This is a genomic window from Leisingera sp. (assembly GCF_034669605.1).
Classification (GTDB): Bacteria; Pseudomonadota; Alphaproteobacteria; order Rhodobacterales; family Rhodobacteraceae; genus Leisingera.
In genome coordinates this window covers 1-10733 of the sequence record NZ_JAXMOX010000166.1, presented here as the reverse complement: position 1 = coordinate 10733, position 10733 = coordinate 1, and the positions used below count along the sequence as shown (strand labels likewise).

The 10733-nt window shown below is 62.8% G+C and carries 13 protein-coding genes; 11 read left to right on the top strand and 2 right to left on the bottom strand.

Annotation, left to right across the window (positions count from 1 at the left end; translation table 11 throughout):
• The 7 genes from VOI29_RS18210 to nqrF form a co-directional block, all read left to right on the top strand.
• Positions 1 to 768: mandelate racemase/muconate lactonizing enzyme family protein (locus VOI29_RS18210; protein ID WP_323781861.1), on the top strand; the 768-nt coding region annotated here is incomplete at its 5' end.
• Positions 769 to 1173: 405 nt separating this feature from the next.
• Positions 1174 to 2517, top strand: a complete 1344-nt coding sequence (locus VOI29_RS18205; protein ID WP_323781858.1) for a Na(+)-translocating NADH-quinone reductase subunit A — start codon at positions 1174 to 1176, stop codon at positions 2515 to 2517.
• A gap of 5 nt (positions 2518 to 2522) precedes the next feature.
• Positions 2523 to 3731 carry an NADH:ubiquinone reductase (Na(+)-transporting) subunit B gene (locus tag VOI29_RS18200; RefSeq protein WP_323781855.1) on the top strand — a complete coding sequence of 403 codons (1209 nt, stop codon included), beginning with the start codon at positions 2523 to 2525 and terminating at the stop codon, positions 3729 to 3731.
• Entirely contained in the window at positions 3724 to 4527 is an 804-nt protein-coding gene (locus tag VOI29_RS18195) for a Na(+)-translocating NADH-quinone reductase subunit C (protein ID WP_323781852.1), read from the top strand. The genes VOI29_RS18200 and VOI29_RS18195 overlap by 8 nt, the downstream gene beginning before the upstream one ends.
• 1 nt (position 4528) lies before the next feature.
• The gene (locus VOI29_RS18190; RefSeq protein ID WP_323781849.1) at positions 4529 to 5182 is read left to right on the top strand and encodes an NADH:ubiquinone reductase (Na(+)-transporting) subunit D; all 654 of its coding nucleotides are present in this window, start codon (positions 4529 to 4531) and stop codon (positions 5180 to 5182) included.
• The gene (nqrE, locus tag VOI29_RS18185) at positions 5182 to 5790 is read left to right on the top strand and encodes an NADH:ubiquinone reductase (Na(+)-transporting) subunit E (protein WP_024092714.1); all 609 of its coding nucleotides are present in this window, start codon (positions 5182 to 5184) and stop codon (positions 5788 to 5790) included. The genes VOI29_RS18190 and nqrE overlap by 1 nt, the downstream gene beginning before the upstream one ends.
• Before the next feature lie 15 nt (positions 5791 to 5805).
• On the top strand, positions 5806 to 7029 hold the full coding sequence (gene nqrF, locus VOI29_RS18180) for an NADH:ubiquinone reductase (Na(+)-transporting) subunit F (protein WP_323781846.1): 1224 nt from the start codon (positions 5806 to 5808) through the stop codon (positions 7027 to 7029).
• A gap of 21 nt (positions 7030 to 7050) precedes the next feature.
• On the opposite strand, the gene VOI29_RS18175 is transcribed toward nqrF, so the two are convergent.
• Together VOI29_RS18175 and VOI29_RS18170 are read right to left on the bottom strand one after the other, a co-directional pair.
• Positions 7051 to 7305 (bottom strand): hypothetical protein, encoded by a 255-nt coding sequence (locus VOI29_RS18175; protein WP_323781843.1) that lies wholly within the window; start codon positions 7303 to 7305, stop codon positions 7051 to 7053.
• A 58-nt stretch (positions 7306 to 7363) separates the two neighbouring features.
• Positions 7364 to 7888 carry a CBS domain-containing protein gene (locus tag VOI29_RS18170; protein WP_323781840.1) on the bottom strand — a complete coding sequence of 175 codons (525 nt, stop codon included), beginning with the start codon at positions 7886 to 7888 and terminating at the stop codon, positions 7364 to 7366.
• A gap of 112 nt (positions 7889 to 8000) precedes the next feature.
• On the opposite strand from VOI29_RS18170, the gene VOI29_RS18165 reads away from it, so the two are divergent.
• The 4 genes from VOI29_RS18165 to VOI29_RS18150 form a co-directional block, all read left to right on the top strand.
• Complete coding sequence (locus VOI29_RS18165; RefSeq protein WP_024092709.1) at positions 8001 to 8189, top strand: hypothetical protein; 189 nt, start codon at positions 8001 to 8003, stop codon at positions 8187 to 8189.
• Positions 8190 to 8280: 91 nt separating this feature from the next.
• Entirely contained in the window at positions 8281 to 9315 is a 1035-nt protein-coding gene (locus VOI29_RS18160) for an FAD:protein FMN transferase (RefSeq protein ID WP_323781836.1), read from the top strand.
• Between the two features lie 33 nt (positions 9316 to 9348).
• Positions 9349 to 9588 (top strand): (Na+)-NQR maturation NqrM, encoded by a 240-nt coding sequence (gene nqrM, locus VOI29_RS18155; protein ID WP_323781832.1) that lies wholly within the window; start codon positions 9349 to 9351, stop codon positions 9586 to 9588.
• Between the two features lie 430 nt (positions 9589 to 10018).
• The coding region (locus tag VOI29_RS18150) for an aldehyde dehydrogenase family protein (RefSeq protein WP_323781829.1) at positions 10019 to 10733 on the top strand (715 nt) is incomplete at its 3' end.

Below are 10733 nucleotides of genomic sequence, written 5' to 3'. Positions count from 1 at the left end.
CCGGTCTGCGAGCTGCTGGGCGGATCGACCGGCAAGCGCCTGCCGGTGATCTCCTCGATCTATGCAGGCCCCCCAGAAGACATGCGCGCCCGCGTCGCGCAGCACCGCGAGATGGGTTATCTGGGCCATTCGGTGAAAATCGGCGCACTGGATGCCGACGGCGGGCCGGCGCTGGACGCCGCGCGCATCCGGGAGTGCTTGGCGGACCGGCAGCCGGGCGAGTTCTTTCTGGCCGATGCCAATGGCGGGCTGACGGTGGAGTCCGCGCTGCGGATGCTGCGGATGCTGCCGGATGGACTGGACTTTGTGCTGGAGGCGCCCTGCAAGACCTGGCGCGAGACGATGTCGCTGCGCAAGCGCTGCACGGTGCCGATCATTCTGGATGAGCTGGTGCAGCAGGATGAGGACATAGCGCTGATGCTGGCCGAGGATGCGGCTGACGGTATCGGCCTCAAGATCTCCAAGGCCGGGGGGCTGACCCACGGGCGGCGGCAGCGGGACATGTGCCTGGCCGCAGGCGCGACAGTCAGCGTGCAGGATACGGTCGGCTCTGCCATCGCGTTTTCCGCGATTGCCCATCTGGGCGCGACGGTGCCGGAACGGTCCTTGCGCTGCATTCTGGACTGCCGCGATATGGTGACGCTGAAAACGGCCGCGTTCGACGCGCCTGTGCGGGACGGCGGGGTGCTGGTGCCGGAGGCGCCGGGTCTGGGGATCACTGTCGACCGCGGCCTGATGGGCGCGCCGCAGGCCGTCTGGGAGGCGTAATGCATCCGCAAAAAAGAGACGCCTGTCGCGAATCATGCGCCGGGCGCCGCAAGCGTTAGCGCCATCACGGCGAACCGCCCCGGCAGAGACTGCGCTGCCGGGGCGGTTTGTCCACAGGCAGGGGCTTGGATTGCCGTTTCCAGCGCCCGCTTCTGACGCATTGGCGGCCTCCGGAAGCGGTATTCTGGCTTAGAAGCTGCCATCACGGAGGAATCTGCCCGGGAGGCGGGGCGGTGCCCTTGCCATTCGGCGGCAAATTTGATTCGAGTGCGCCGGATCAAACAGGGCCGGACCCGGCTGGTAAAGAGCCAAAAGCGACCGCAAGCCTGCGTTCTCTTTGTCTCCGCCGCCGGAAACAGATAAGAACCGCCACGGGAATCGGCCTCACAAGGACGTAGCGCAAATATGAAGACATTTAACTTGAGGAAGGGGCTGGATCTGCCGGTGACAGGCGCACCGGAGCAGGTCATTCACCCCGGCCCGGCCATCACGTCGGTGGCGGTTCTGGGTCCCGACTACCTGGGCTTGAAACCCCGGATGCTGGTGCAGGAAGGCGAGGAGGTCCAGCGCGGAACTCCGCTGTTCTGCCACAAAGATGCCGAAGACGCGGTGATGGTCGCCCCCATGACCGGCAAGGTGGTGGCGATCAACCGCGGTGCGCGCCGGGTGCTGGAAAGCGTGGTGATCGCGGTTGCGGATGCCGAGGACAAGGGCGTTGATTTTTCCGCCACCGGAAACAGCGATACCGCCGAGGGGCTGACCGAAAAGCTGTGCGCGGCCGGCCTGTGGACCGCGTTCCGGAGCCGTCCCTATTCCAAGATGCCGGTGCCGGGCACCAAGCCGGGCGCGATCTTTGTGACCGCGATGGACAGCGAGCCGCTGGCCGCGGATGCCGCGCTGATTATCAATGACGCGGGCGAGGCTTTTGCAGCAGGTCTGAAAGCGCTGACCCTGCTGACCGAGGGCGCCACCTATCTGTGTCAGAAGGCAGGCGACAGCATTCCGGGCACGGACATTGCCGGGGTTGAGGCGGCGGCCTTCTCCGGCCCGCATCCCAGCGGTCTGGCCGGCACCCACATCCACTTCCTGCATCCGGTGAAGGGCGACGAGGAGGTCTGGACGGTTTCCTATCAGGATGTGATCGCGATCGGCCGACTGCTGCAGACCGGCTATGTGGACCCCTCCATCGTGGTGGCGCTGGCTGGTCCCGCAGCGCGCACGCCGCGTCTGGTCCGTACCGTCATGGGCGCCTCCACCGATGAGCTGACCCGCGGCGAGATCGCTTCGGACGGTCCGGTGCGGGTGATCTCAGGCTCTATCCTGTCGGGCCGGGCTGCCGCCGGTCCGCTGGCATTCCTTGGCCGCTTTGCCCGCCAGGTTGCGATCATCGGGGAAGACCGCAAGCAGATCCCGCTGGGCTGGATCCGCCCGATGGGCAGCAAATACGCGGTGCAGCCGGTGCTGGGTTCCGCCCTGACCCGCAAGCTGTTCAGCCTCACCAGCAACCTCAATGGCGGCCGCCGCGCGATGGTGCCTACCGGCACCTTTGAGCAGCTGATGCCGCAGGATTACCTGCCGACGCAATTGCTGCGGGCGCTGCTGGTGATGGACACCGATACCGCACAGGCGCTGGGTGCGCTGGAGCTGGACGAGGAGGACCTGGGCCTCGTCGGCTTTGCCTGCCCGGCCAAGTATGAATACGGGCAAGCGCTGCGCGACTGCCTCGCCAAGATTGAAAAGGAGGGCTGAGCCGGATGGGATTGCGCAGCTTCTTTGACAGAATCGAGCCGCACTTTGAAAAGGGCGGCAAATACGAGAAACTTTTCCCCGTCTACGAGATGGTGGAGAGCTTTCTTTACACCCCCAAGACCGTGACCACCGCTGCGCCGCACGCGCGTTCATATGTCGATATGAAGCGGATCATGACCTATGTGGTGATCGCCACCATCCCCTGCATCCTGTGGGGCATGTGGAACACCGGCTATCAGGCGAATTCGGCGATTGCCGCGCTTGGGGCCGATGCGGCCAGCGGCTGGCGGATTGCCATCCTGAACACGCTGGGGATTTCGCTGGATGCGGCGAACCCGATGGCGAATATCGCGCACGGGTTCCTGTATTTCCTGCCGATCTACATCGTGACGCTGGTTGCAGGCGGCATCTTTGAAGTGATCTTTGCCACCGTGCGCGGGCATGAGGTGAACGAGGGCTTTCTTGTGACCTCGATGCTGTACACGCTGATCATGCCGGCCTCGGCGCCGCTGTGGCAGGTGGCGCTTGGCATCATCTTTGGCGTTGTCATCGGCAAGGAAGTCTTTGGCGGCACCGGCAAGAACTTTCTGAACCCCGCACTCACGGGCCGCGCGTTCCTGTATTTTGCCTATCCGGCCAATATGTCGGGCGACTCTGTCTGGACCCCGGTTGACGGGTTTTCCGGCGCCACCGCGCTGGGTGTCTCCGCCGCGGATGGCGTGCAGGCGCTGGCGGCCAAGGGCATCGAATGGTCGGATGCTTTCATCGGCACCATCCAGGGCAGCTTTGGTGAGACCTCGACCCTGGCCTGTGCCATCGGTCTGGCGTTTCTGTTGTTCACCAAGATTGCCAACTGGCGCCTGATTGCGGGCTGTCTGGGTGGCATGATCGCGTTTTCGCTGCTGCTGAACGTGATCGGTTCCGACACCAACCCGATGTTTGCGATGCCCTGGTACTGGCACCTGGTGCTGGGCGGTTATGCCTTTGGCCTGGTGTTCATGGTCACCGAACCTGTTTCGGCCAGCCACACCAACATGGGCCGTTATATCTATGGCGCGCTGATCGGGGTGATGGTGGTGCTGATCCGGGTGCTGAACCCGGCCTTCCCCGAAGGCATGATGCTGGCGATCCTGTTCGGCAACGTCTTTGCACCGCTGATCGATTACTTCGTCGTGCAGGCAAACATCAAACGGAGGGCGCGCCGCCATGGCTGATACCCAAAGCAAAGGCCTGATCGGCCGCTTCCTCGCCGCATCGCCGGATTCGGTTGGCAAGACCGTGTTCATCGCTGTTGCCGTCTGTCTGGTGGCCTCGATGATCGTGTCCTCCGCCGCCGTCAGCCTGCGCCCGGTGCAGGAGACCAACCGCAAACGCGACAAGCAGCTGAACGTGCTGCAAGTGGCAGGCCTGTATGAGCCTGGCACAGATGTGGCCGAAGCCTTTGCCGCGTTTGAACCGCAGGTGCTGGATCTGCAGACCGGTGCATTCACCGACCAGTTCGACGCTGCCAGCTTTGACGATCTGGCCGCCGCGCAGGATCCGGAGCTGAGCCGCGAACTGGACGTTGATCCGGCCGGCATCGGCCGCCAGTCGCGCTACAAGACCGTCTACCTGCTGCGCGAGGAAAACGGCGATCTCGACAAGGTGATCCTGCCGATCCACGGCTATGGCCTGTGGTCGACGCTGTATGGATTCATCGCGGTTGAGGAAAACGGCAACGACATCTTTGGTCTGCAATTCTATCAGCACGGCGAAACACCGGGTCTGGGCGCCGAGGTGGACAACCCGCGCTGGAAGGCGCTGTGGCCGGGCAAGAAACTGCATGACGACAGCGGTGCGTTGCAGATTTCTGTTGCCAAGGCGCAAGGTCCAGCCGGACCGGAGCATCACGTTGATGCGCTGGCCGGTGCGACGCTGACCTCTGTCGGTGTGGACAACCTGGTGAAATTCTGGATGGGCGAAGAGGGCTACGCCCCCTTCCTGGACGCCCTGCAAGCGGGAGAGCTCTGAGATGGCGCAGACCAAGAAAGACATGCTGGTCGACCCGCTGGTCGACAACAACCCGATCACCCTGCAGGTTCTGGGCATCTGCTCGGCGCTGGCGGTGACATCCTCTCTGCAGGTGGCGTTTGTGATGACCCTGGCGGTGACATTTGTGACCGCGTTTTCATCCATGTTCATCTCGATCCTGCGCAACCAGATCCCGGGTTCGATCCGGATCATCGTGCAAATGGTCATCATCGCCTCGCTGGTGATCCTGGTGGATCAGGTGCTGAAGGCCTATGCCTTTGAGATTTCAAAAACCCTGTCGGTTTTTGTCGGCCTGATCATCACCAACTGCATCGTGATGGGCCGCGCCGAGGCGTTCGCCATGAAGAACCCGCCGGTCGCGTCCTTCATTGACGGCATCGGCAACGGGCTGGGCTATGGCCTGATTCTGATGCTGGTCGGTTTCATCCGCGAGCTGTTCGGCGCCGGATCGCTGTTTGGCATCACCATTCTGGAAACCGTGAACAACGGCGGCTGGTATGTGCCCAACGGCATGCTGCTGCTGCCGCCCTCGGCGTTCTTTATCATCGGCCTGCTGATCTGGGGCTTCCGCACCTGGAAACCGAACCAGGTGGAAGAGCGTGAATTCAAAATCCAATCCGTGGAGGCGCACTGATGGAAGGGCTGATTTCACTCGCCGTCAAGGCCATCTTTGTTGAAAACCTGGCGCTGTCCTTCTTTCTGGGCATGTGCACCTTCATCGCGGTGTCGAAAAAGATCTCGACCGCGCTGGGGCTGGGGATTTCCGTCATGCTGGTGCAGGCCATCACGGTTCCGGCCAACAACCTGCTGCTGACCTATCTGCTTAAACCAGGTGCGCTGGCCTGGGCAGGCTTTCCGGATGTGGACCTGACTTTCCTTGGCCTGATTTCCTATATCGGCGTGATTGCGGCGATGGTGCAGATCCTGGAGATGATCTTGGATAAGTATTTCCCGCCGCTTTACAACGCCTTGGGGATCTTCCTGCCGCTGATCACGGTGAACTGCGCGATCCTGGGCGGATCGCTGTTCATGGTGGAACGCGACTACAACTTTGCCGAGGCAGCGACCTACGGCCTCTCCTCCGGCTTTGGCTGGGCGCTGGCGATCACTGCGATGGCGGGCGTGCGCGAGAAGCTGAAATATTCCGACGTGCCGGACGGTCTGCAGGGCCTGGGCATCACCTTTATCACCGCGGGACTGATGGCGCTGGCCTTCATGTCCTTCAGCGGCGTCAAACTGTAAGGAGAGCGCGGAAACATGGAAACTTTCACGCTCGGCGTTGTTCTGTTCACAGTGATCGTGCTGGGACTGGTGGCCCTCATTCTGGCTGCCCGCTCCCGGCTGGTCTCAACTGGCAACGTCAACATCACCATCAACGGTGAAAAAACCATCTCGGTGCCTGCGGGCGGCAAACTGCTGCAAACGCTGGCGGCGGAAAAACTGTTCGTCCCCTCCGCCTGCGGCGGCGGCGGCACCTGTGCCCAGTGCCGGGTGCGGGTGCATTCCGGCGGCGGCTCGATCCTGCCGACCGAGGAAAGCCATATCACCAAGCGCGAAGCGGGCTGCGGCGACCGCCTGTCCTGTCAGGTTGCGGTCAAGCAGGACATGGAAGTCGAGGTGCCCGAGGAAGTCTTCGGCGTCAAGAAGTGGCGTTGCAAGGTGCGCTCGAACGACAACGTGGCGACCTTCATCAAGGCGCTGGTGCTGGAACTGCCCGAAGGCGAGGATGTGAACTTCCGCGCCGGCGGTTATATCCAGATCGAGGCACCTGCGCACCAGCTGGCCTATACCGACTTCGACATTCAGGAAGAGTACCGCGAGGATTGGGACCGCTTCAATCTGTGGCAGTACAAATCCCAGGTGGCTGAGCCGGTCGAGCGCGCCTATTCGATGGCGAACTACCCGGACGAGAAGGGCATTATCATGCTCAACGTCCGTGTTGCCTCGCCGCCGCCGGGATCCGAGGGTATTCCCGCCGGTCAGATGTCGTCCTACATCTTCAATCTGAAGCCGGGCGATGAGGTTACCATTTCCGGTCCGTTCGGCGAGTTCTTTGCCCGCGACACCCAGAAGGAAATGGTCTTTATCGGCGGTGGCGCCGGCATGGCGCCGATGCGCAGCCATATCTTCGACCAGCTGAAGCGGCTGCAGAACCGCGACCGCAAGATCAGCTTCTGGTACGGTGCGCGCTCGAAAAAAGAGATGTTCTTTGTCGAGGACTTCGACCAGCTGGCCGAGGAGTTCGACAACTTTGAATGGCACGTCGCCCTCTCTGACGCCCAGCCCGAGGACGACTGGAAAGGCTACACCGGCTTTATCCACAACGTTCTGTTCGAGGAATACCTCAAGAACCACCCGGCGCCGGAAGACTGCGAGTTCTACATGTGCGGCCCGCCGATCATGAACCAGTCGGTGATCAACATGCTGCTGGATCTGGGCGTGGACCGCGAGGATATCATGCTGGACGACTTTGGCGGCTGAGCCGGAGCGCAGAGCGGACCATCAAAAACCCCGGTTGGAAACATGACGCATACCGGGTTGTGGAAGATAAGAAGGCCCCGGCGGTTTTTTGCCGGGGCCTTTGCCGTACGGCACGGGGCCGGCATCGCGCTGGCCTGCCGAAGGTGCGGGGAAATGCTGCTTGAAAACCAGCAGCGCCTGCAAAAGCCGTCCTCGTCCGCCAAGCGGCCTCTGGCGCATCGTGCTGCAAACGGCAGCATTGTTGCTGAGCAGGCTGACATTCGTGTCTTTATGCACCGGCGCAGGACACAAGGCCCGGACCGGTGCAGTTGCCGGAAACATTCGCTGGTGCTGCTTAACCGACGATCATCTGCTTCATCCGCAGGGCTTCATACTCCAGCTCTTGCAGGCGGAAGTTCACCACGTCGCCGACGGTGATCATGCCGCAGAGCTTACCGTCCTTCAGCACGGGCAGGTGGCGGAAGCGGCCTTCGTTCATCACCTTGGCGACATCGATCAGCAGCTCGTCCGGGCCGCAGGTCTGCACCTCGCGGGTCATGATGTCCTCGACCAGCTGCGGCAGGGTGTGGCCGGGGGTTTCTGCCAGGCGGCGCACGATGTCGCGTTCCGACAGGATGCCCTGCAGTGCGCCATTCTGGTCGGTGACCACCAGTGCGCCGATGTGTTTTTCCTTCAGCGCCTCGACCGCGTGGCCGAGGGTGTCTTTCGGGCGGATCGAGAAGATCGCGTCGCCCTTGGCCTCCAGCAGTTTGGCAACGGTGGACTGGCCGTGCGATAAATTCGACTCTGGCGATTGGCTGTGGCTTTTCTGTCCGGCCTTGTCGCCCCGGGTTGGAGGCTGGTATGAGAACGGTGCCATGCGCGGGGTTTCCTCCTGTATCCTGCATCAGGTCATGCCCCCATCTTAGCGGCGGAATATGATCCGGGAAGGGGGGAAATGACGCGAGCGCTAACAACGGCGGAAAAACAACATGTTCGAGACCCTCTACCTGACCCCCGTCACCGGCGCGCTGACCGTTTTTCTGGTGGTGGTCTGCGGCCACATGTACCGCCAGACCTGGAAGACTGAAGCGCCCAATGCGCGGCTGCGGGCCTGGCTGTTCGGGGTGCCTGCGGCCTTGGGCCTGCTGGCGCTGGCTTTTGTGCCGCTGAAGTTCTGACGCCCTGTGAAACGCCCTGTCAGGCGCCATGTTTGACTTTGGGCCGGGGCAGGGGCATAGCAGCGCCAGAATTGCCGCCGGAGATGCCCCAATGCCCAAAAGCTTTCTGCTTGTCCTGATCCTGCCCGCTGTCCTGCTGCTACAGGGCTGCTGGTTCGGCAGTGCGCCGGAAGAGGTCCGCCTGTCCGGGCAGACAATGGGCACCACCTACAGTGTCATTGCGATTGGCAATGAGCTGGACCAGGCCGCATTAAGCGAGGCAGTGGAGGGAACGCTGGCGTCGGTCAACGCCAAGATGTCGAACTGGGATCCGGCCTCGGAAGTTTCTACCTTTTCCGCCGCCCGCAGCACTGCGCCGGTGCGGGTGTCGCCGGAGTTTGCCCATGTGCTGGCCGCAGCCAACGACGTGCATCAAAAGACCGGCGGCAAGTTTGACGTGACATTGGGCCCGCTGATAGAGCTGTGGGGGTTCGGCCCGCGCAAACCCGAGGACCCGGTGCCGTCCGATGACGCCATTGAAAAGGCGCTGGATGGGGTCGGGCAGGCCCGGCTCCTGACCCTGGATGCCGCGGCGGGCACGCTGAAGAAGTCCGCGCCGGAGACCGGCATCAACCTGTCAGCCATCGCCAAGGGCTATGGCGTTGATGCAGTGGCGGCGGCGCTGGAGGGGGCCGGGGTAGACCGCTACATGGTGGAGATCGGCGGCGATCTGGTGGCCAAGGGCGAAAATGCCAAGGGTGAGGATTGGCGCATCGGCATCGAGAAACCCGATGCCGCGGCACAGAGAGTGCAGCTGATCGTGCCGGTCAGCAATCTGGGGCTGGCGACCTCGGGCGACTACCGCAACTATTTCGAGTATGAGGGCGAGCGCTATTCCCATATCCTCGACCCGGTGGCAGGGCGGCCGGTGACGCACCGCACCGCCTCGGTCACGGTGATTGCGGAGAACGCCATGCTGGCGGATGCCTGGGCCACCGCGATGCTGGTTCTGGGCCGCGAAAACGGCCTGGAGCTTGCCGAAGCGCATAAACTTGCCGTGTTTTTCATCGATCGGGACGTGCAAGCCGGTGCGGATGCCTATATGACCGCTGCCAGCAGCGCGTTCGAGGCGCTGACCGGAAACTGAAGCCGCTGCCAAGCTATCCTGCGAGGGACCCCCATGAGCACCTTTCTTCTGGCCTTTATCCTGCTGCTGATTGTCACCTTGGGCATGTCGCTGGGGGTGATCCTGATGGGCAAGAAGATCAAGGGCAGCTGCGGCGGTCTCAATGCGATTTCCGGCGCCGACAAATGCGTGGTCTGCGCAAAGGACATCGACCCCGACAGCCCGCTGCGCGACAAGCTGCAGTGCAAGCGCGCCCGGCAGATGGTCGAACAGATGCAGCAGGAACAGGCCTGAGACCGCTTTGGGGCCTGTCCCGCAGCGGAACTGAACGCCTGACCTTGTCCAGACGCTGCTGAAGTAGCGGCGCCCAGCCTTTGCCCGGTGAAATCTTCAATCCGGCCCAGGCCGGTGCCAGGCCGCGGCGGGCGTCTTTGCCGGAGACTGATGCGCCCAGCCCGCAGCCGGCGTGTTTCGCAAAGCCCATCCATTCTGTCGTTTTTGATGTGCCGGGGCGGCGGCAGGGCGGTCATTCTTTGCTGCCAGCACAGGCAGTGCGGGAGGGGTGGAAGAGTGTTTGGCAGGGGTCCGCCCGTGCTTGACGGCGGCAGGCCAGCCCTCCACTGTCTTTGAGACCGCAGGGCCGGTCCCGGCTCGGCTGCAGTGGCCAGCCTGGCCTTTCCGGGCGCCTGAACTGCAATCACCAGGCAATAGTGAGACTGATCTGATGGACCTGAAAAAATTCTATATCGGCGGCGCCTGGGTGGCACCGCATTCCAGCCGCGAATTTCCGGTGCTGAACCCGGCGACGGAAGAACAGATCGGCAGCATTATCCTGGGCGATGAGACGGATGTGAACACTGCGGTGGCGGCGGCCAAGGCGGCGTTTGACAGCTTTTCCCGCACCTCGCGCGACGAGCGGATTGCGCTGCTGGAGCGGCTGCTGGAGATCAGCAACGCGCGCCGCGAGGAGATGGCGCAGGCCTTGAGCGCGGAAATGGGCGCGCCGGTTTCGATGGCGCGGAACGACCAGGCGGATGCGGGCATTGGCCACTTGAAAGGAATTCTGGAGGCGCTGAAATCCCAGCAGCTGCGCGAGACCCTGGCCAACGGCGATATTCTGGTGCGCGAGCCGATCGGGGTCTGCGGCCTGATCACGCCCTGGAACTGGCCGGTGAACCAGATTGCACTGAAAGTGCTGCCGGCGCTGGCAACCGGCTGCACCTGCGTGCTGAAGCCGTCGGAGCATACGCCAATGTCAGCGGCGGTCTATGCGCAGATGATCCATGACGCCGGCTATCCGGCGGGGGTGTTCAACCTGATCCATGGCGATGGGCCTACTGTCGGCGCGGGGCTGTCGCGGCACAGGGACGTGGACATGATGTCCTTTACCGGGTCGACCCGGGCGGGGGTGGCGGTGGCCAAGGATTCTGCCGATACGG